Raw genomic sequence first — 19,315 nt, forward strand, 5'->3', positions numbered from 1 at the left:
TGTGCTTCCGCGCGCCGCGCGACGACACGCCTGTCCTCTGGCCGGCGCTGTGGTTGTCAGGCCGCCAAAATCCGCTAAAACCCCCGCCAAATTCTCTGGAAATTCTTGGAAGCTCGAAGGACCCTCTGATGAACATTCTTCCCGGCAGTATGCGTTTTGGTGCGGGCCAGCCAGTCAAGCGTCTGGAGGACCAGCGGCTGGTCACCGGGAAGGGGCATTTCATCGACGACAAGCCGCAGGACGGCGCGCTCTGGCTGCACGTGCTGCGCTCGCCGCACGCCCATGCCAACATCAAGTCGATCGACGCCAGGGCGGCGCTGGAGATGCCGGGCGTCAAGGCCGTCTATACCGGCGCCGACCTCGTCAAGGACGATATCGGCACGCTGCCGACGCTTGCGATCTTCAAGCGGCCCGACGGCTCGCCGATGACCGTGCCGCCACGGCGCCTGCTGGCGCATGATGTGGTGCGTTACGCGGGCGAGGGCGTCGCGGCTGTGGTCGCGACCTCGCGGGTGCTGGCGCAGACCGCGGCCGAGGCGATCGAGATCGATTACGAGGTGCTGCCCTCGGTGGTTGATCCGGTCGAGGCGATCAAGCCCGGTGCGCCGGCGGTCTGGCCGGAGGCGCCCGACAACATCGTGGCCGCGATGAGCTATGGCGATGCCGCCAAGGTCGAGGAAGCCTTCGCCAACGCCGCGCACAAGGTGTCGCTCGACCTGGTCAGCCAGCGCCTGGTGCCGTCGGCGATGGAGCCGCGCTCGACCATTGCCGAGATCGAGAAGAAGACCGGCCGGCTGATTCTGCACGTGCAGTCGCAGGCTCCGGGTTCGACCCGCGACCTCTTGGCGGAATCGATCCTGAAGCGGCCGAAGGACAGCGTGCGCGTGCTGGTCGGCGACATCGGCGGCGGCTTCGGCCAGAAGACCAGCCTGTATCCGGAAGACGGCATCGTCGCCTATGCCGCGACCAAGCTGAACGAGAAGATCCGCTGGCGCGGCGACCGCACCGACGAGTTCGTCGGCGGCACCCATGGCCGCGACCTGACCTCGACCGGCGAGTTCGCGCTCGATGCCAAGGGCCGCGTGCTAGCCTACCGGGTGCGCTCGATAGGCGGCACCGGGGCCTATTCGTCGGGCACCGCCAACATCATTCCGCTGGTGCTCGGCCCGTTCGTGCAGACCGGCGTCTACGACCTGCCGCTGGTGCATTTCGAGGTGAAGTCGGTGATGACCCACACCGCGCCGGTCGGCGCCTATCGCGGCGCCGGCAGGCCCGAGGCGGTGTTCATCGTCGAGCGGCTGTTCGACGCCGCCGCGCGCCAGATCGGCATGGACCCGCGCACCATCCGCAAGGTCAACTACATCAAGCCGGCACAGCTGCCCTACACCAACGCGGTTGGGCAGGTGTACGATTCCGGTGCCTTCGCGCACATGCTGGAGCGCGCGTCTGATTTGGCCGACTGGAACGGCTTTGCCGCACGCAAGAAGGCGGCGAAGAAGAAGGGCCTGCTCTACGGCCGCGGTCTCACCAGCTACATCGAATGGACCGGCGGCCGCGCCCACACCGAGAACGTCTCGCTGCACGCGACCGCCGAGGGCCGCGTCATCCTGCATTCCGGCACGATGGCGATGGGGCAGGGCCTCGCCACCACCTACACCCAGATGATCGCTGATACGCTCGGCATCGCGATGGACAAGATCGACGTGATCCAGGGCGACACGGACCTCGCCACCGGCTTCGGCAGCGTCGGCTCGCGTTCGCTGTTCGTCGGCGGCACCGCGGTTGCGGTCTCCAGCAACGATATGATCAACAAGGCGCGCGACAAGGCCTCCAATTTGCTGGAGGCCTCCGTCGAGGACATCGAATATCGCGACGGCTTCCTCACCGTGGTCGGCACCGACAGGCGCATCAGCCTGTTCGAGATCGCGGCGAAGGAAAACGGCGCAAAGCTCTCGGTCGAGAGCGAGGGCAATGTCGACGGGCCGAGCTGGCCGAACGGCACGCATATCTGCGAGGTCGAGATCGATCCGGAGACCGGCGTCACGCGGGTGGTGCGCTACACCACGGTCGACGACGTCGGCGTCGCCGTCAATCCGATGCTGGTGACCGGGCAGGTGCATGGCGGCGTTGTCCAGGGCATCGGCCAGGCGCTGTACGAAGGTGTGGCCTATAGCGAGGAAGGCCAGCTGCTGACCGCGAGCTATCAGGACTATTGCATCCCGCGCGCGGATGACGTTCCGCCGATCACGGTGACGCTCGATGGCTCCGCGCCGTGCAAGACCAACCCGCTAGGCGCCAAGGGCTGCGGCGAGTCCGGCGCGATCGGCGGGCCGCCCTGCATCACCAACGGCGTGATGGATGCGCTGAGCGAGGTCGGAATCAAGCAGCTGAACACGCCGCTGACGCCGTCGAAGATCTGGCAGGCGATCCGCGACGCCAAGGCGACGGCCGTTTAGCCGTCATTCCGGGGCGACGCGCAGCGTCGAACCCGGAAGCTCGCGCCACAACATCGAGGTTCCCCGGTGCGCAATTGCGCACCTGAGGTTCATCGCTTTGCGATGCCCCGGAACGAGGTGCCCTACAGTCCCAGCACCATCTTCGCGATGATGTCGCGCTGGATCTCGGATGATCCGCCGAAGATCGTATAGGCGCGGCCGTTGAGATATTCCGGTACCACCGGCAGCAGTTCTTCGGGGATCGCCGGCTCGTGGTTGAGCCGGTAGAACGGCCGCGCCGGCTCGACGGCAAGTCCGTCCTGGCCGATCACGTCGACGCCGAGCCGCGTCACCGCCTGGCGGATCTCGCTGACGCGGAGCTTGATCAGCGACGACACCGCGCCCGGATTCTGCCCGGTCTGCAGCGCCGACAGCACCCTGAGCTCGGTCATCTCGAGCGCGTCGATATCGACCTCGACCTCCGACATCCGGATCGCGATGTCGGGATCCTCGATGGCGCGGCCGGTGACCTCGGAGTCTGCGAGATCGGTGATCGTCTTCAGCGCCTCGCGCAGCTTGGCCGACGCGATGCCGGAGCCGCGCTCGAATTCGAGCAGATATTTGCCGTAGGTCCAGCCCTTGCCTTCCTCGCCGACGCGGTTGACGACGGGCACGCGGACGTCGTCGAAGAACACCTGGTTGACCTCGTGGTCGCCGCCGATGGTCAGGATCGGGCGCGTGGCGATGCCCGGCGTCTTCATGTCGATCAGGATGAAGCTGATGCCGTCCTGCTGCCGCTCGCCGTCATTGGTGCGCACCAGCGCGAACATGCGGTTGGCGTGGTGCGCATGCGTGGTCCAGATCTTGGTGCCGTTGATGATGTATTCGTCGCCGTCGCGCACCGCGCGGGTCTTCAGCGAGGCGAGGTCGGAGCCCGAGCCCGGCTCGGAATAGCCCTGGCACCAGTAATCCTCGCCGGAGAGAATCCGCGGCAGATAGAAATTCTGCTGCTCGGGCGAGCCGAACCCGATGATGACGGGGCCGACCATCTTCACGCCCATCACGTTGACATTGGGCACGCCGGCGCGCGCGCATTCGGCCTCGAAGATCCAGCGCTGTGCCGGTGTCCAGTCCGGTCCGCCATGCTCCACCGGCCAGCCCGGCGCACCCCAGCCCTTCTTGTGCAGCGCGCGCTGCCAGGCCATGCCGATGTCGGGGTCGGAGAACACCGACGGCGTCAGCGCGGTGGCGCGCTTCATCTCCGGCGTCAGGCTGCCGGCAATGAAATCGCGGACTTCCTGCTCGAACGCGCGTTCCTCGGCACTGAAGGTGAGATCCATGGTGCGCTCTCCGTTAGGTGTGGGCGCGGCCGCTGAGCGCGGCGTGGCGGCGATAATGATGGGCGCTGTTGCCGAACAGCGTGTCGAAGGCGAGCAGCCGCTTGAAATAGGCGCCGATGTCGAGCTCCTCAGTGACGCCCATGGCGCCGTGCAGCTGCACCGCCTGCTCGGCGACGAAGCGCGCGCATTTGCCGATCTTCGCCTTGGCGCCGGACGCCGCACGGCTGCGGGCCACAGGCTCGGCATTGGCCATCAGCGCGGCGCGCAACGCCATCGAGCGCGCCTCGTCGACCTGCATCGCCACGTCGGCGAGGCGATGGCGGATCACCTGGTTGCTCGATAGCGGCCGGCCGAACTGCTTGCGGATCTTGGTATATTCGAGCGTGGTGTCGAGCAGCGTCTGCATGATGCCGACCGCCTCCGCGCCGAGCGCGGCCATCGCGCGGTCGACCACGGTTTCGATCGCGGGTAGCGCATCGCTGCCGTCGCCGAGCAGCGCATCGGCGGGCAATTGCACATCCCTGAGATCAAGATTACAGCCGCGCCCGCCGCCGAGCCGCGCGTAGTCGCGCAGCGTGAGCCCGGGCGTTTTCGCCGGCACCAGGAACAGGCCAAGCTTGCCCGATGCACCATTGGCGTTGGCGATACGGGCCGAGACGATGATCTGGTTGGCTGAAGCGCCGTCGAGTACGGCGATCTTGCTGCCGTTCAGGCGCCACCCGTCGGCGGTCTTGCTGGCCGTGGTGTCGACATGGGCGAGATCGAAGCGCGCGGCGCGCTCCGAATGCGCGAAGGTGAGCGTAAGCTTGCCCTCGGCAACATCAGGCAGGATCGCCTGCTTCTGCGCCTCGGTGCCGCACTCGGCGACCAGCGCGGCGCCGATCACGACCGTGGAGAGGAACGGCTCGGACACCAGTCCGCGGCCGAACGCTTCCATCAGCAGTCCGATCTCGATCGCGCCGCCGCCGAGCCCGCCATTGGCTTCACTGATCGGCAGCGCCAGCCAGCCGAGCTCGGCGAACTGTTTCCAGATCGCGGGCGAATAGCCCAGCGGATCGTTCGCCGCTTTCCTGCGATGCTCGGGGCTGAAGGTTTCCGCCACGAAGCGGTCGGCACTTTCGCGCAGCAGGCGCTGCTCGTCGCTGAGGGTGAGGTCCATCTGGCTTGCTACACGTTGGCGGTTTTCTTGACGGAGGGATGCAGACCCGCGGGGTCCACCACCATGCCGAATTCCTGAAGGTTGTGGGCGTGGCAGAGCTGATGCAGCGCGAAGGCCTGATCGATCGCGGCAGGCTGCCCCATGATGTCTATCGAGCGGTTCACCGCCTCCTTGGAAAGCTTCAGCGCAAAGGCGGGCTTTGCGGCAATCCGCCGCGCCAGCGCCAGCGTGAACGACGAGAGATCGCCGCGCGCCACCACGTGATTGACCATGCCGAGGCGATGCGCCTCGTCGGCGTTCCAGACGTCGGCGGTGAACAGCATCTCCTTGGCCTTGCGCGCGCCGAGCTCCCAGGGATGCACGAACCACTCGACGCCACAGACGCCCATCGTCACCACGGGGTCGCAGAACTCGGCATCGTTGCTGGCAACGATCAGGTCGCAGGCCCAGGCCAGCATCAGTCCGCCGGCGATGCACTTGCCGTGCACCTCGGCGATCGTCGGCTTTGCCAGATTGCGCCAGCGCCTTGTGATCTGCAGGTAGATCTCCTGCTCGCGCGCGAAGCGGCCATGGGCGTTCGGCTCGGCGAAGCCGCCCCAATTTCCGACTGGCGGGAAATCGGCACCGGCCTGGTTCTTGGCCCCTGGCCGCAGATCGTGACCGGCCGAGAAATGCGGGCCGTTGCCGGCGAGGATGATGACCTTGACCGCGTCGTCCTGCACCGCTCGGTCGAAGGCGGCGTTGAGGTCGTAGGTCATTTGCAGGTTCTGGGCGTTGCGGGCCTCGGGGCGGTTCATCACGATCCGCGCGATCGCGGGCTCGGGCCGTTCGACAACAATCGTCTCGAATTGTTCAGACGCCAATGGATCCTCCCGCGATCGATTTTTTTGCCATGATGAACGGCGCGGGCAGGGATAGGCAAGCGTCATCATCCGCAAAAGAAGCCGCGAAATCCGCCGCACGGGATTATCCGGCGAAAATCTGTTACGCTGACGCAGAATCCACCCGGGGAGGACCATCTTCATGCGCAAGCTTTGGACCGTGCTCGCAGCGCTGGCGACATTGAGCCTGACCAACTGCGGCTACAACGCGATCCAGACCAGTGACGAGCAGGTCAAGTCGAGCTGGTCGGAGGTGGTGAACCAGTACCAGCGGCGCGCCGATCTCGTGCCCAACCTGGTCAACTCCGTGAAGGGCTTTGCGCAGCAGGAGAAGGACGTGCTGCTCGGCGTCACCAACGCGCGCGCCAAGGTCGGCAGCATCCAGGCAACCCCCGAGGTGCTCAACGACCCGGCCGCGTTCCAGAAGTTCACGCAGGCGCAGGGCGAACTGACCAGCGCGCTGTCGCGGCTGCTGGTCGTCACCGAAAACTATCCGCAGCTGAAATCGGACGCGCTGTTCCGCGACCTGATGGCGCAACTCGAGGGCACCGAGAACCGCATCACGGTGGCGCGCAATCGCTACATCAAGGCAGTGCAGGACTACAACGTCGGCATCCGCACCTTCCCGAACAATCTGACCGCGATGGCGTTCGGCTACAAGGAGAAGCCCAACTTCACGGTCGACAATGAAAAGGAAATATCGACTGCGCCGAAGGTCGATTTCAATAATCCGTCGCCGGCCCCTGCGCCGTCGAAATAGCGCCGGCGTGCGCACATCGCGATGACCGCCGCACGCGTCATCCTGCTCGGCTTCCTGCTGGGCTTCGTGTGCCCGGCGTGGGCCGAGGTCGCGGTGCCTCCGCTCACCGGCCGCGTCGTCGACCAGACCGGGACGCTGTCGGCGAGCGATGTCGCGACGCTGACCGACCGGCTGAAGGATCTGGAGGCCCGCAAGGGCAGCCAGATCGCGGTCTTGATCGTGCCGACCACGGGCGAGGAAACCATCGAGCAGTTCTCGATGCGCGTGGCCGAGGCCTGGAAGATCGGGCGCAAGAAGGTCGACGACGGTGCGCTCCTTGTCGTCGCCAAGAACGACCGGCACTTGCGCATCGAGGTCGGCTATGGCCTCGAAGGCGTGCTGAGCGATGCCGTCACCCACCGCATCATCGACGAAGACATCACGCCGAAATTCAAGGCCGGCGATTTCGCTGGCGGCATCTCGGCCGGCGTCGACCGGATGATCCGCCTGATCAATGGCGAGAAATTGCCGGCGCCGGAGCCCGAGCATTGGCAAGGGCCGAACCTGGTCGACTTCGCCAATCCGGTGACGATCTTTATCGTCATCATCGTGGCCGGCGTGTTGCGCGGGATACTGGGGCGGTTGCTGGGCTCGGTCGCGACCGGCGGTGTTGTCGGCGTCTTCACCTGGATGGTGGCCGGCTCGCTCGCCACTGCGCTGGTGGTCGGCCTGTTCGCCGCCGTCGCGGCGCTGATCTTCGGCGGATTGAACTTCGGCGGTCCGACGGCAGGCTCGGGACCGTACCGGCGCGGCGGCGGTTATTCCGGCGGCTGGTCCGGCGGCGGGGGCTGGAGCAGCGGTTCGAGCTCGAGCGACAGCGGCGGCTTCAGCGGCGGAGGCGGCAGCTTCGGCGGCGGCGGCGCCTCGGGGAGCTGGTAGGCATGGGCATCAAGCGCATCGGCAAGCATCTGCTCGAGCACCGCTGGCGGGTGCGGCGTGATTTTCCGCCGCGCGTGCTCGACGCCATCGAGCGGGCGATCAAGGCCGGTGAGGCCACTCATTCCGGCCAGATCCGTTTCGTCGTCGAGGGCGCGCTCGACGGCGTGCCGCTGTTCCGCAATCAGCCTGCGCGGGAGCGCGCGCTCGACGTGTTCTCGCATTTGCGGATCTGGGACACCGATCACAACAATGGCGTCCTGATCTATCTGTTGCTCGCCGACCGCGACGTCGAGATCGTCGCCGATCGCGGCATCGACGCGAAGGTCGGCCATGCCGGCTGGGAGGCGATCTGCCGCACGATGGAAACGGATTTCCGGGCCGGCCGGTTCGAGCAGGGCGTGATCAAGGGGATCGAGGCGGTGTCGCGCGAGCTGGCAAAGCATTTCCCGCCACCGGCCGGCCCGAACGAGCTGCCGGACAAGCCGGTGGTGATTTAGGGACTGAGTGGTCGGGTGCTCTTCATCCTCCCCTGGAGGGGGAGGATCGACGCGAATGCAATGAGCGGCGAGGTGGGTGAAGGTCTCTCCGCGTGAACGCTACCCGAGGGGAGAGATCACCCCACCTCGGTTCGCATTGCGCTACGCTTCATGCGAACCGATCCTCCCCCTCGAGGGGAGGATAAGACGACCGCCTTTTACGCCTTCACCGATGGCCGCGCGCCGACGCGGTTGAACCAGGCGACGATGTTGGCGTTCGACTGGTCCAGCGGCTGGCCGACCTGGTTGCCGAAATCGAGCCAGCAATAGAGCAGCATGTCGGCGAGCGTGAAGCGCTTGCCGCAGATGTAGTCGCGGCCGTCGGCCATCTGGTCATTCAGCCATTTGATGCGGTTGGCGGCGATCATCTTCAGGCCGGGCGAGGCTTCGGGCGCAACGGGAATGCGCTTCTCGAAGAATTTCAGCGCTTCGCCGAAGCGGTAGCCGTTGGCGAGCGGCTCGGCGATGTTGAGATCGACGCGGCGCGTCCACATCCGGCATTCCGCGCGCTCTTCCGGCGTGGTGCCGATCATCGCGGGCGAGGGATGCTTCTCCTCGAGATATTCGCAGATCGCCGTGATCTCGGAGAGGTAGTTGCCGCAGTCGAGCTCGAGCGCCGGCATCTGGCCGTGCGGATTGCGCTTCAGGTGTTCCGTCTCGCGGTTCTCGCCCTTGCGCAGGTCGACGGCCTGTTTGGGTATCTCGATGCCCTTCTCCGCCATGAACATGCGCACGATGCGCGGATTGGGTCCGATCGAGTCGTAAAGCTTCATGATCCTCGCTCCCTGTTTCTTCAACGTTGTTGTTGCCGCTGTTGAACAGACCGGGCGCGGATTTGTCAAATGTGAAGGCGCTCGGTCGCCCGAACGTCATTGCGACCCGTTGGCTCGCAACGACGGGGAGGAACTGAGCTCAATCGTCGAGCTTGTTGAGGTCGCGCACCGACTGCATGATCGGCTCGAAATTCGAGCGCGCATCGAGTGCATCGAACAGTTGCGCGGTGTCCTCGAGCAGGCCGTGCGAGCGCTGCAGCGCGATCCGCACATCGTCCTGCGGCGTGTCGGACAGCCGGCCATGTCCCGACAGCAGGATCTTCGAGTTGAGGCCCTTCAGCCGCTCCAGCGACTGGATATAGTCGGCGATCGAGCCGGAGCCGAACACGCCGCCCATCACGCCGCCGGGCATCAGCGTGTCGGCGGCGAACAGCAGGCCCTTGTCCTGGTCGAACAGCGTGATGCAGGCCGAGGTGTGGCCGGGCGTGTACATCACGTTGAGGCGAAAATTGCCGAGGTCGATCAGGTTGCCTTCCTCGAGCCAGATGTCGATATCGATCGGCACGTTCGGCTCGTTGAACATCTTGCGCAGCATCGAGAAATCGTCGCGCAGCATGATCTTGTTGGCGGCGAGCCGGTGCGCGGCGACGTAGGCGCTGCCGTGGAAATGGTACGCCGCGCCGATGTGGTCGAGATGCTCATGGCTCAGCACCACCATGTCGACCATCTCGGGCGTCACCCCGAGATGGTTGAGACAGGCGACGAGCGACGGATAATTGCTCGACAGTCCGACGTCGATCATGATGGTCCGTTTGCTGCCGCGCACCAGATAGGCGTTCGCCGCACGGTTCTTGAAGCGGATCTGATAGACGTCGTCGGCGGCCTGGATCAGCGTTGCGACCTCGGCGTCGAACAGCGTCTTGAACGGGCTTGGCTTGCGGTCGCTCATGGGGTTGCCGCCGTCCGGTAAGTGACCGCGTTGGATGCGCGCAGGCGCTTCGAGAGCGCATCCATCACCATCAGCGCGAACGCCGGCTGCTGGCTGACCAGATAGACGAAGCGGGCGTGGTTGATCCGCATCACCCGCGTTGCGGGCGCGGAGGCGATGGCGGTCGCCGAGCGCGCCGAGCCGTCGATCACGGCCATCTCGCCGAAGAACTCGCCCTTGCCAAGGCTGACGATAACAGTCTTGTTTCCGCGATCGATCTTGGCGATGTCGACCTTGCCGTCGAGCACGACAAACAGCTCGCGGCCGGTCGAGCCTTCCTCAAAGATGACGTCATCGACACCAAATTCCTTGATGCATTTCTCGATCGTCATGGCGCTCTCCTGCCTTCTGGCTGAAGATGGCGGTATGTTAATCGGGAAAGCGCCGCGCGCAAACGGAAGCGGCGCAGATTGCCGCAGGGCAGCATCGCCCAAATCCGGCCCGGAAAACTCCCTAAAATTTAGGTAATGGCGGAGCGGGGTAACCATTTCGCAAGCAATAAAAGTTACCGAATTGTCAACCTAGTCTGGAGACTTTGAACGTGAGTGAGCAGCAGAGCGAGCCGGTCAGCGGTCAAACTGGTGCCGAAATGGCGGCGAAAAGCGAGCCCGTGATGGCCGCGACCGGTGTCGAAGCTCCCCGGCTTGCGCCCGAGCAGGAAGAGACGTCGCCAAAGGCGGACGCGCCCCGTATGGACGCGCCCAAGGTTGAACCCTCAAAGGTTGAACCCTCAAAGGTTGAACCGCCCAAGATCGAGTCCATGATCGAGCCGAAGGTCGAGGCCAAGGTCGAGCCGACCAATATGGACGTGCCCAGGGTCGCGACCGGCAAGCGGGAAGAGCCGCATTTTCCGGGCAAGCTGATGATCATGGCGCCGGGTGACCGCACCTGGGACCATGAGGCGACCGCATCCAGGCCAGGCGCCGAACAGGCGGCCAAGGCGGCAGGCAAGCCGGCCGGCACGCGCCGGATCGGCGCGATGGCCGCGGTGATCGCGCTGGCGACCGTGGCCGGCGCCATCGGCGGTGCGCTCGCGACCGCGGGGCTCGGCCATCTCGCCGCCCCCGCTGCTGCCTCCGTCAGGGATGTGGCTGCCAAGGACGCCACCGCCAACAAGGAGGCGGCCGATGCCGCGCTCGCCCGGATCGAATCCGAGGTCGCCGCGCTGAAGGCCAGCGTCGAGCAGACCGCCAAGGCCGGCCAGGCCCAGTTCAGCAAGACCAATGACCGGATCGAGAAGGTCGAGAAGGCCCAGGCCGAGCCGATGGCCAAGCTCAACAAGCTCAGCGAGGCGGTCGACAAGCTCCGCGCCGCGCCGCAGACCGCCGTCGCCGCGGCGACGCCCGCCCGCGAGGTCACGGGCTCGATCACCCCGGCGACTGCCGCGGCGGCGCCGGCCGCCCCCAGGCCAGAGGTCGGCCGCCTGCCGGTGGTCGACGGCTGGTCGCTGCGCGACGTCGGCAATGGCGGCGCGCTGATCGAAGGCCGCGGCGGCATCTACGAGGTTTACGCGGGCGACCCCGTCCCCGGTCTCGGCCGCGTCGATGCCATCCGCAAGCAGGACGGCCGTTGGGTGGTCGTCACCAGCAAGGGCCTGATCGTTTCGCGCTGATCTCCGCAACCCGACAACACCAAGGCGCTTCACCACGATGTGAAGCGCCTTTTTTCTTGAATAGGGTTTGCCGCGCGGTGTTAGTGGGGGCATGAGCCGCGCGCTGAAATGCCTTCTGGTGATGTACGTTCTGCTCTGCGGCGCCGCGCCTGGACGTGCCGCCGAGGATCGCGCGCTCGAGCGCGGCGCGGCGGCGATCGATCCCGCTATCCTGCGCGAGCTCGATCACGGCCGCTTCAGCCTCGGCCGGATGCTCGCGCCGGAGCGTTCCGCCGACACGCCGCTGTCCAACCGCGATCTGTTCGCCTTGCCTGCGATGGTTCCGGTGCGCGAGACGCTGGATCGCGAGTTCGATCGTTATGTCGCAAAGCATAAGGCAAGCCTGCCGAATGAGAGCATTGGCGTCGGCGACGGCTTTGCGTTTCAGCTGTTCGACCGCGCGCTGCTCGAGTCCCCCGATGTTCGGTTCGTGCTTGCCGGCATCGTCAACCGCATGGACCGCGCCTATGTGGCGCCGAAAGATTGCGGCGAGATCCGGTTGATCTACCGGCTGACCCGTACCGATGTGTCGCCGATCGGCGAGAACGCGGTGTCGCAGAGGCTGCCGATGACGCTGAACCTCGTGCTGAAGGCGAAAGGCGACGGCAACGACGCATCGCTCGGCTGCCGCGAAATCGCGCGGCGCTGGCTCGCGACCGGCAGCGCGCCGCCGGCGATGGAGAAGTTGCTCGGCAAGGATGGTCCGCTCGACCTGATCGATGCGCGCAATATCGATCGTATCGAGACCAATCTGCAGATCGCGCACGCGCCGAAATCCGCGGTGCGCGATTTCCGCACCGACTATCTGCTCAAAGTGTTCGATTATGACGGCGTGGCAAAACGGTTTGCCGAAGCACCGCTGGAGAACCAGATCGATCGCGACCGCATTCTGGCGGACGGGGCACTGAGGCGCGACTTCAAGGCGTGGTTGCTCGATCCCAAACATCTTGCCGAGCTCGATCGCGGCACCTTGCTGATCCCCGATCGCTTCCTCGCGACCGTAGCGGTCGCGCCGACGCCGACTGGTTTCGATGTCAGCGAGCTGGAGCCCGAATTCGGCATGGTGCAGGGTGAGGGCACGGCCGGCAATGCGGTGTTCTCCGATGGTGACGTCGTCGGCGCCCTGCAGAAGGCTGCGGCCGACGGAACGAAGCTGCAAAACATCCAGTCGCTGGCCGGCTTCGAGCGGCGCCTCAACGATGTCACCTGCGCGGGCTGTCACCAGACCCGCGGCATCGGCGGCTTCCATTTCCCCGGCGTCGACTGGATGGCGGCAAAGCCGTCGAACTCCACCGTGGTGCCGGCCTCGCCGCATTTCTTCGGCGACCAGCCTCGCCGCCGCGATATCCTCGCAAGCTTCCGCGACGGCAAGGCGCCGGACTTTTCGCGCGGCTTCTCCAACCGGCCGCAGCTGCGCGGCAGCGCGGAACTTGCCGGCACCGAATACAGCGACGGCTGGGGCGCGCATTGCTATCTGCCGGGCGCGAGGCCCGCCGAGACCGACCGCAGCTTCCGCGGCTGGACCTGCGCCGACGGCCTTGCCTGCCAGGTGGCCGGGAAGGCCTCGCGCATCGGCATGTGCTTCGTGAAGGGCCGGTGATTTCCGCCGGAACCGGAGCGGCTGCGCGTCATTATTCGATGCTACATTCCACGTCGCGACCATGCCCCGAACAGCCAGCCTTGAGCGGAGACCGGCCGATGAGTGCTCCCGAGGACGACAAGCAGCGCGACCGCGAGATCGCGGCCAACGAGGCCGAGCATCAGGCGGTCAGCGCCGTCCGCGTCAGCAGCTGGGCGATCGGGCTCGCGGTCATCCTCGGCATCATCGTTGTGGCCATCGTCTGGGCCTGGATGAAAAGATAGCTTCCTAGGCGTCGGATGCCTGCGATGGAATGCCCGCTGACCTCGTAGCCCGGATGGAGCGAAGCGAAATCCGGGATTGCGTGATCCGATTGCGAGACTTGTCCCGGATTTCGCTTCGCTCCATCCGGGCTACTCACGAAGGTGGTTAGTTCGCTACGCCACCGCGCCCGACGCGCGCAGCTTCTGGATCGTGGCCTCGTCGTAGCCGGCCTGGCGCAGGATCTCGTCGGAATGCTCGCCGACCTCGGGCGGTTTGCGCGGCTGCACCTTCCTCGCGCCGTCGATGAAGATCGGGCTGTTGACGGTCAGCATGGTGTCGTTCTCGAAGCGCACCAGCACCTCGTTCTCGATCATCTGCTTGTCGTTCGGGATGTCGTCGAGGATGCCGACGACGCCGAACACGAGACCGTTGCCGTCGAGGATCTTGCGCCATTCGGCGAGGTCCTTGCCGGCGAACACCTCGTCGAAGATCTTGATCAGCTCGACCGAGCGCGCATGGCGGTCCGCCTTGGTGGCGAAGCGCGGATCGGCGACGAGATCCTCGCGGCCCATGCAGCGCGCCAGCGTTGGCCATTGCCGGTCTTCGTTGAGCAGCGACAGGATCAGCCAGCGGCCGTCCTTGCACTTATAGTGGTTGGTGACCGCGTTCAGCGCCTCCTCGCGCGGCTTGCGCTTCTTGAACTTGGCGCCGGCGAGCTTGGCCTGCGCCAGCACGCCATTGGCCCAGACGCCGTTGGCCATCAGATTGGTCGAGACGTGCGAGCCCTTGCCGGTCTTCTCGCGCTGGAACAGCGCGGTGACGATCGCGCCGTAGAACGCCATCGCGCAGGGGTGATCGCCCATGCCGGCGACCGAACGGGCCGGAGTGGTCTCCTCGTCGGCGCGCACCAGATCCATCAGGCCGGAGCGGGCCCAATAGGCGTTGGAGTCGAAGCCGGGCTTGTTGGCCTCTTCGCCCTTCTCGCCATAGCCGGTGAAGGACGCGTAGATCAGCCGGTCGTTGAGATGGGCAAGATGGTCGTAGGTGATGCCGAGCTTTGCGCGCACCTGCGGCGGCATGTTGGTGATGAACACGTCGGCCTCGGCGACGAGCTTGTACAGCACCTGCTGCGCGTCAGGCTTGGTGAGGTCGAGCGCGAGGCTCTTCTTGTTGCGGGCCTCCAGCATCCACGCGAAATTGTGCTCGCTCGATGGATAGCCGGGCAGATTGGGCAGATTGCGATAGGGATCGCCGGCGCCGGGCGGCTCGATCTTGATGACGTCGGCGCCGAAGTCGGACAGCACGGTGGCGGCCGCGGGTGCCGCGATGAAGCTCGCGCAGTCCAGGACCTTGAGCCCGTCAAAAATGCCTTTTTCCATCGTGCCGTCGCTCCCGTGGCGCTTGTTGGTGTTTTTCCGGTAGCTGGAATTATCGCAAGCAATGATCCCGATCGGACCGCCATTTGACCCATCTGGGGGGCACGATGCAACCAAGTCATTCCGGACCTGGCGCCCATGCACCATGCCGGAATGACATGTCGGTGATGAGTATTACTCCACCCCCGCCATCAGCGCCGCATTGCCGCCCGCGGCGGCGGTGTTGATGGTGATCGTCTGCTCGGTGGCGAAGCGCGCGAGGTAATGCGGGCCGCCGGCCTTGGGGCCGGTGCCGGACAGGCCGCTGCCGCCGAACGGCTGCACGCCGACCACCGCGCCGATCATGTTGCGGTTGACATAGATATTGCCGACCTGGAGGCGGTCGATCACGTGCTCGATCGTGTCGTCGATGCGGGAATGGATGCCGAGCGTCAGCCCGAACCCGGTCGCCTCGATCGCACTCAGCACCTCGCCGAGCTTGTCGGCGCGGTAGCGCACCACATGCAGGATCGGGCCGAACACCTCTTCCTTCAATTGCCCGGCCGCCGACAGTTCGAAGATGTGCGGCGCGACGAAATTGCCTGATGGCGCCTCGCCGGCGAGATGCACGCGCGCCTCCTGCTTCATTTGCGCGATATGCGCATCGAGCCGCTGCTTGGCGTCGGCATCGATCACCGGTCCGATATGCGTCGACGGTTCGGAGGGATCGCCGATCTTCAATTCGCGCGCGGCGCCCGCGATCATCTCGATCATGCGGTCGGCGACGTCGTCCTGCACGAACAGCAGCCGCAGCGCCGAGCAGCGCTGGCCGGCGGAGCGGAACGCCGAGGTCACGACGTCATCCGCGACCTGCTCGGGCAGCGCGGTGGCGTCGACGATCATGGCATTGATGCCGCCGGTTTCGGCGATCAGCGGCACGATCGGGCCGTCCTTGGCGGCGAGCGTGCGGTTGATCGACCGCGCGACCTCCGTCGAGCCGGTGAAGACGACCCCGGCGATGGTGGGATGCGCCACCAGCGCGGCGCCGACCGCGCCGTCGCCCTGGATCAGATGCAGCGCCGATGGCGGCACGCCGGCCTGATGCAGCATGGCAACGGCTTCGGCTGCGATGCGCGGCGTCTGCTCGGCCGGCTTTGCGATCACCGCATTGCCCGCCATCAATGCCGCCGTCACCTGGCCGAGGAAGATCGCGAGCGGGAAATTCCACGGCGAGATCGCGACGAACGCGCCGCGGCCGTGCAGCTCCAGCACATTGCTTTCGCCGGTCGGGCCCGGCATCGTCTCGCCTTCGCCGAACAGCTTTTGCCCCAGCGCGGCATAGTAGCGGCAGAAGTCGATCGCCTCGCGTACTTCCGATAGCGCATCATCGAGCGTCTTGCCGCCCTCGCTTTGCAGCAGAGCGAGGAAGTGGGCGCGGCGCTGCTCGAGCAGCTCCGCGGCCTTGTCCAGGATCGCCGCACGCTTTATGGCCGGCGTGGCGTTCCAGGCCTTGAAGCCGCGGCGCGCCGCGGCAACGGCGGCATTCGCCTGCTCGGTGGTTGATGGCGTGACGGAAGGCGAAGCCTTCCGTTCGGCCGCGATCGCCGACGTCAGCGCGCCGAGCGCCTTGCGTTCGCCGAATTCGATGCCGTGCGAGTTCTCGCGCTGCGGCCAATAAAGCTCGGCCGGCAACGGAATCGCGGAGTGCGACGCCTTGTCGTCGGTGCCGACGATCTCGGCCGGGCGGCGCAGCAGGTCCACGATGGACACGCGATTGTCGGCGGCCAGCGCCACGAAGGACGAGTTGGCGCCGTTCTCGAGCAGCCGCCGCACCAGATAGGCGAGCAGGTCGCGGTGGCTGCCGACCGGCGCATAGGTGCGGTGGGCGATCTCGGGCCTGTCCTCGCCGAGCTGGGCGTAGAGCGCTTCGCCCATGCCGTGCAGCCGCTGGAATTCGAAGCTTGAGGGATCGTCGGCGAGTTCGAGGATGGTTGCGATCGTCAGCGCGTTGTGGGTGGCGAATTGCGGAAACAGCCGAGGCCGCAGCGCCAGCAGCTTGCGCGCGCAGGCGACGTAGTTCAGGTCGGTCATCGCCTTGCGGGTGAACACCGGATAGCCGTCGAGCCCACGCTCCTGCGCGCGCTTGATCTCGGTGTCCCAATAGGCGCCCTTGACCAGGCGCACCATCATCCTGCGATCCAGCGCACGCGTCAGCGCATCGACATAGTCGATGACGTCGGCGGCGCGCTTCTGATAGGCCTGGATCGCGAGGCCAAAGCCGCTCCAGCCGGCGAGCGAGGGGTCGGCGAATGCGGCGGCGATGACGTCGAGCGACAGCTCCAGCCGGTCGGCCTCCTCGGCATCGACGGTGAAGTTGAGGTCGAACGCCTTGGCGCGGCGCGCGAGATCGATCAGCTGCGGCACCAGCTCGGTCATCACCCGCGCGTGGCTCACCGCCTCGAAGCGCGGATGCAGCGCGGAGAGTTTCACCGAGATGCCGGGCCGGTCGGGCAGGGGCTGATCGCCGGCCGCCTTGCCGATCGCATCGATGGCGCGGGCGTAGGATTCGAAATAGCGATGGGCATCGTCGGCGGTGCGCGCACCCTCGCCGAGCATGTCGAACGAATAGCGCGAGCCGCGCGCCGTGTGCGATTGCGCGCGCGACAGCGCCGCCTCGATGGTCTCGCCGAGCACGAAATGGCTGCCCATCAGCCGCATCGCCTGCCGTGTCGCGGCGCGCACCGCCGGCGCACCGAGTCGCTTCGTCAGCCGCCCGATCGTGCCCTGCGGCGTCTCGCCGGGCTGGATCACGCGCGCCGACATGCCGAGCGCCCAGGCCGAGGCGTTGACCAGGAACGCGCTCGATCTGGTCTCGTGGTTGACGAAGTCGCCCTGACCGAGCTTGTCCTCGATGAACTGGTCGGCGGTACGCGCGTCCGGCACCCGCAGCAGCGCCTCCGCCAGCACCATCAGCGCCAGCCCTTCCTTGGTCGACAGCGCGAACTCCCGCAACATGTCCTCGATCCCGCCGAGCGGATCGTCATTGGCCCGGATCGCCTCGATCAGGCGCGTCGCGGTGCGGTCGATCCGTGCCTCCGCCTCCGCGCCGAGCGTCGCGTCCTGGCGCAGGCGGGCGGCGATGGCGCTGTCGTCTGGCGCATACGGCGCGCTGAACGGGGGCGGGAGCGGCAACGGGTCTGGCATGGCGGTTCCTTGAGATTGTGTGGGAACACGTACGCGCTAGTGAACCGTAGTTCGATAGACAAATTAGCAGATTTGCCTTAAAAAATCAGGATCAATTCGAGAATTACCGTAGATATGACAGAAATCGACAAGACTGACCGCAAAATCCTCTCGATCCTGCAAGGGGATGGCCGGATTGCCAATGTGGAGTTGGCGGAAAGGATCGGCCTGTCGCCGACCTCGGTCGGCGAACGGTTGAAGCGGCTGCAGCGCGACGGCTTCGTCGAGGGCTATGGCGCCCGGCTCAATCCGCACCGGCTCGGGCTTGGTCTGCTGGTGTTTGTCGAGGTGTTGCTCGACAAGACCACGCCCGATGTATTCGAGAAGTTCGCCAGGGCGGTCCAGACCGCGCCGGAAGTGCTCGAGTGTCACATGGTGGCCGGCGGCTTCGACTATCTGGTCAAGGCGCGGGTCGCCAACATGACCGCCTATCGCAGGTTTCTCGGCGAGACCCTGCTGGCGCTGCCGGGCGTGCGGGAAACGCGAACCTACGCGGTGATGGAGGAAGTCAAGCGCGACGCGCCGCTGCCGGTCTGATCCACAGCCATGCGCCGGATGTCTTGGCATCGCGACACGCCCGCGATAATCCTTTGGTCGAGTTGGGGCGGTGGTTCATGAAAGACGCTGATCAGCCGATACGAATGAAGCGGGCCGGATTTGCCGGCGCGCTTGCTGTGCTCATGCTGTCGTTGCCGTCGGCCATGCCGGCCCGCGCGGCCGAGCTCAGCTCCGGCATCCTGCAGCTCTACACCTCGGTCTCGATCTATCCGCCGTCGGCGACGGGGATGACCGTCTGTTACGGCTTCGTCTGCCGGCGTCGCGAGATGCTCGACTTCAGCGCAGCCGACCGGGCGGCTCTGGCCAAGATCATGGCCACGGGCCGCGCCAATGCCGCCGCCGAACGCGCGGCCGTGCAAAAGGCCGTGATCTGGTTCGACCGGCGCATGGGGCCGATCCTCGGCACCGACAAGCGCGTGGCGAAAGCGGATTTCCGCGCCAACGACGACAAACACAATTATGATTGCTGGGACACGACGCGGAACACGACCAGCCTGATGCTGGTGATGCAGGCGTGGAACCTGTTCAGGTTTCATGACGTTGGGGATCCCCACTACCGCGGATTTTCGTTGGCGCAAACACCGCACAACACCGCCGTTCTCGTCGAGCGCGCGACCAAGGTGGAATGGGCGGTCGATCTCTGGCCCCGCGGCTATCTGCAACCGCCTGATGTCATGACCGTCGCCAAATGGGTGACGGAAGATTGAACGGCTGAGCGTCGCAGCTGCGCGTTTCGCGCTGTTCCATCATTGATCGCAGGGATAGCGTCCGCGCGACGCTGGGAACCGAATGCCAGGATTCGAACAATAGCTTCGCACGATATGGTTCCAAAAAATACGTTCAGTGCCGATCACCATAAGAACCAAGTGACGCGT

General features: G+C 65.8%; 17 protein-coding genes. 9 read left to right on the forward strand and 8 right to left on the reverse strand.

What is annotated here, in order from left to right; genetic code table 11:
- Positions 1-128 precede the first annotated feature (128 nt).
- A complete protein-coding gene (locus Q2M23_RS08275; RefSeq protein WP_316395295.1) occupies positions 129-2,456 on the forward strand; it encodes a xanthine dehydrogenase family protein molybdopterin-binding subunit in 2,328 nt (775 codons plus the stop codon).
- A gap of 122 nt (positions 2,457-2,578) precedes the next feature.
- On the opposite strand, the gene Q2M23_RS08280 is transcribed toward Q2M23_RS08275, so the two are convergent.
- The 3 genes from Q2M23_RS08280 to Q2M23_RS08290 are packed head-to-tail and all read right to left on the reverse strand — an operon-like array spanning position 2,579 to position 5,797.
- Positions 2,579-3,775, reverse strand: a complete 1,197-nt coding sequence (locus Q2M23_RS08280) for an acyl-CoA dehydrogenase family protein (RefSeq protein ID WP_316395296.1) — start codon at positions 3,773-3,775, stop codon at positions 2,579-2,581.
- 13 nt (positions 3,776-3,788) lie between these two features.
- Positions 3,789-4,934, reverse strand: coding sequence for an acyl-CoA dehydrogenase family protein (locus Q2M23_RS08285; RefSeq protein WP_253625666.1), 1,146 nt, complete (start codon positions 4,932-4,934; stop codon positions 3,789-3,791).
- Positions 4,935-4,942: 8 nt separating this feature from the next.
- Entirely contained in the window at positions 4,943-5,797 is an 855-nt protein-coding gene (locus Q2M23_RS08290) for an enoyl-CoA hydratase (protein ID WP_082653946.1), read from the reverse strand.
- Positions 5,798-5,957: 160 nt separating this feature from the next.
- Between Q2M23_RS08290 and Q2M23_RS08295 the strand changes: the two genes are divergently transcribed.
- From Q2M23_RS08295 to Q2M23_RS08305, 3 genes are read left to right on the forward strand one after another with little or no spacing between them, the layout of a single operon-like run.
- Positions 5,958-6,575: a LemA family protein gene (locus tag Q2M23_RS08295; RefSeq protein ID WP_028334935.1), complete on the forward strand. Its 618-nt coding sequence runs from the start codon at positions 5,958-5,960 to the stop codon at positions 6,573-6,575.
- A 21-nt stretch (positions 6,576-6,596) separates the two neighbouring features.
- A complete protein-coding gene (locus Q2M23_RS08300) occupies positions 6,597-7,493 on the forward strand; it encodes a YgcG family protein (protein ID WP_316395297.1) in 897 nt (298 codons plus the stop codon).
- A 2-nt stretch (positions 7,494-7,495) separates the two neighbouring features.
- Positions 7,496-7,990: a TPM domain-containing protein gene (locus tag Q2M23_RS08305; RefSeq protein ID WP_057019261.1), complete on the forward strand. Its 495-nt coding sequence runs from the start codon at positions 7,496-7,498 to the stop codon at positions 7,988-7,990.
- Between the two features lie 197 nt (positions 7,991-8,187).
- Here Q2M23_RS08305 and Q2M23_RS08310 read toward each other — a convergent pair whose 3' ends face one another.
- From Q2M23_RS08310 to Q2M23_RS08320, 3 genes are all read right to left on the reverse strand, one after another.
- Complete coding sequence (locus Q2M23_RS08310; RefSeq protein WP_225646486.1) at positions 8,188-8,802, reverse strand: glutathione S-transferase family protein; 615 nt, start codon at positions 8,800-8,802, stop codon at positions 8,188-8,190.
- Positions 8,803-8,941: 139 nt separating this feature from the next.
- Positions 8,942-9,751 carry an MBL fold metallo-hydrolase gene (locus tag Q2M23_RS08315; RefSeq protein ID WP_057019263.1) on the reverse strand — a complete coding sequence of 270 codons (810 nt, stop codon included), beginning with the start codon at positions 9,749-9,751 and terminating at the stop codon, positions 8,942-8,944.
- Positions 9,748-10,122, reverse strand: coding sequence for a Crp/Fnr family transcriptional regulator (locus Q2M23_RS08320; RefSeq protein WP_018273297.1), 375 nt, complete (start codon positions 10,120-10,122; stop codon positions 9,748-9,750). Before Q2M23_RS08320 ends, Q2M23_RS08315 begins: the two co-directional genes overlap by 4 nt.
- A gap of 203 nt (positions 10,123-10,325) precedes the next feature.
- On the opposite strand from Q2M23_RS08320, the gene Q2M23_RS08325 reads away from it, so the two are divergent.
- The 3 genes from Q2M23_RS08325 to Q2M23_RS08335 all read left to right on the forward strand — a co-directional run bounded on the left by Q2M23_RS08325 (position 10,326) and on the right by Q2M23_RS08335 (position 13,304).
- Entirely contained in the window at positions 10,326-11,402 is a 1,077-nt protein-coding gene (locus Q2M23_RS08325) for a hypothetical protein (protein ID WP_316395298.1), read from the forward strand.
- Positions 11,403-11,493: 91 nt separating this feature from the next.
- Positions 11,494-13,041: a hypothetical protein gene (locus Q2M23_RS08330; protein WP_316395299.1), complete on the forward strand. Its 1,548-nt coding sequence runs from the start codon at positions 11,494-11,496 to the stop codon at positions 13,039-13,041.
- Between the two features lie 98 nt (positions 13,042-13,139).
- Positions 13,140-13,304: a hypothetical protein gene (locus Q2M23_RS08335; protein WP_316395300.1), complete on the forward strand. Its 165-nt coding sequence runs from the start codon at positions 13,140-13,142 to the stop codon at positions 13,302-13,304.
- Between the two features lie 153 nt (positions 13,305-13,457).
- Here the strand turns inward: Q2M23_RS08335 and Q2M23_RS08340 are convergent, their stop codons facing one another.
- Both Q2M23_RS08340 and putA read right to left on the reverse strand, forming a co-directional pair.
- Positions 13,458-14,663 carry a CaiB/BaiF CoA transferase family protein gene (locus Q2M23_RS08340; RefSeq protein ID WP_057019265.1) on the reverse strand — a complete coding sequence of 402 codons (1,206 nt, stop codon included), beginning with the start codon at positions 14,661-14,663 and terminating at the stop codon, positions 13,458-13,460.
- A 171-nt stretch (positions 14,664-14,834) separates the two neighbouring features.
- On the reverse strand, positions 14,835-17,843 hold the full coding sequence (putA, locus tag Q2M23_RS08345) for a bifunctional proline dehydrogenase/L-glutamate gamma-semialdehyde dehydrogenase PutA (protein ID WP_316395301.1): 3,009 nt from the start codon (positions 17,841-17,843) through the stop codon (positions 14,835-14,837).
- Between the two features lie 114 nt (positions 17,844-17,957).
- Between putA and Q2M23_RS08350 the strand changes: the two genes are divergently transcribed.
- Both Q2M23_RS08350 and Q2M23_RS08355 read left to right on the forward strand, forming a co-directional pair.
- Positions 17,958-18,419, forward strand: a complete 462-nt coding sequence (locus tag Q2M23_RS08350; protein WP_038386239.1) for an Lrp/AsnC ligand binding domain-containing protein — start codon at positions 17,958-17,960, stop codon at positions 18,417-18,419.
- A 104-nt stretch (positions 18,420-18,523) separates the two neighbouring features.
- On the forward strand, positions 18,524-19,147 hold the full coding sequence (locus Q2M23_RS08355) for a hypothetical protein (protein ID WP_375166689.1): 624 nt from the start codon (positions 18,524-18,526) through the stop codon (positions 19,145-19,147).
- Positions 19,148-19,315: the final 168 nt, after the last annotated feature.

Origin of the sequence: Bradyrhizobium sp. 33ap4 (assembly GCF_032654765.1) — a bacterium.
In the GTDB taxonomy this organism is placed as follows: Bacteria; Pseudomonadota; Alphaproteobacteria; order Rhizobiales; family Xanthobacteraceae; genus Bradyrhizobium; species Bradyrhizobium australafricanum.

What these genes read in the sequence shown, in the direction of transcription:
- Q2M23_RS08340 (WP_057019265.1), bottom strand. Translation starts at nt 14,663, where the DNA reads ATGGAAAAAGGCATTTTTGACGGGCTCAAGGTCCTGGACTGCGCGAGC.
- Q2M23_RS08275 (WP_316395295.1), top strand. Translation starts at nt 129, where the DNA reads ATGAACATTCTTCCCGGCAGTATGCGTTTTGGTGCGGGCCAGCCAGTC.
- Q2M23_RS08320 (WP_018273297.1), bottom strand. Translation starts at nt 10,122, where the DNA reads ATGACGATCGAGAAATGCATCAAGGAATTTGGTGTCGATGACGTCATC.
- Q2M23_RS08350 (WP_038386239.1), top strand. Translation starts at nt 17,958, where the DNA reads ATGACAGAAATCGACAAGACTGACCGCAAAATCCTCTCGATCCTGCAA.
- Q2M23_RS08310 (WP_225646486.1), bottom strand. Translation starts at nt 8,802, where the DNA reads ATGAAGCTTTACGACTCGATCGGACCCAATCCGCGCATCGTGCGCATG.
- Q2M23_RS08305 (WP_057019261.1), top strand. Translation starts at nt 7,496, where the DNA reads ATGGGCATCAAGCGCATCGGCAAGCATCTGCTCGAGCACCGCTGGCGG.
- Q2M23_RS08355 (WP_375166689.1), top strand. Translation starts at nt 18,524, where the DNA reads ATGAAGCGGGCCGGATTTGCCGGCGCGCTTGCTGTGCTCATGCTGTCG.
- Q2M23_RS08330 (WP_316395299.1), top strand. Translation starts at nt 11,494, where the DNA reads ATGAGCCGCGCGCTGAAATGCCTTCTGGTGATGTACGTTCTGCTCTGC.
- Q2M23_RS08285 (WP_253625666.1), bottom strand. Translation starts at nt 4,934, where the DNA reads ATGGACCTCACCCTCAGCGACGAGCAGCGCCTGCTGCGCGAAAGTGCC.
- Q2M23_RS08335 (WP_316395300.1), top strand. Translation starts at nt 13,140, where the DNA reads ATGAGTGCTCCCGAGGACGACAAGCAGCGCGACCGCGAGATCGCGGCC.
- Q2M23_RS08300 (WP_316395297.1), top strand. Translation starts at nt 6,597, where the DNA reads ATGACCGCCGCACGCGTCATCCTGCTCGGCTTCCTGCTGGGCTTCGTG.
- Q2M23_RS08295 (WP_028334935.1), top strand. Translation starts at nt 5,958, where the DNA reads ATGCGCAAGCTTTGGACCGTGCTCGCAGCGCTGGCGACATTGAGCCTG.
- Q2M23_RS08315 (WP_057019263.1), bottom strand. Translation starts at nt 9,751, where the DNA reads ATGAGCGACCGCAAGCCAAGCCCGTTCAAGACGCTGTTCGACGCCGAG.
- putA (WP_316395301.1), bottom strand. Translation starts at nt 17,843, where the DNA reads ATGCCAGACCCGTTGCCGCTCCCGCCCCCGTTCAGCGCGCCGTATGCG.
- Q2M23_RS08280 (WP_316395296.1), bottom strand. Translation starts at nt 3,775, where the DNA reads ATGGATCTCACCTTCAGTGCCGAGGAACGCGCGTTCGAGCAGGAAGTC.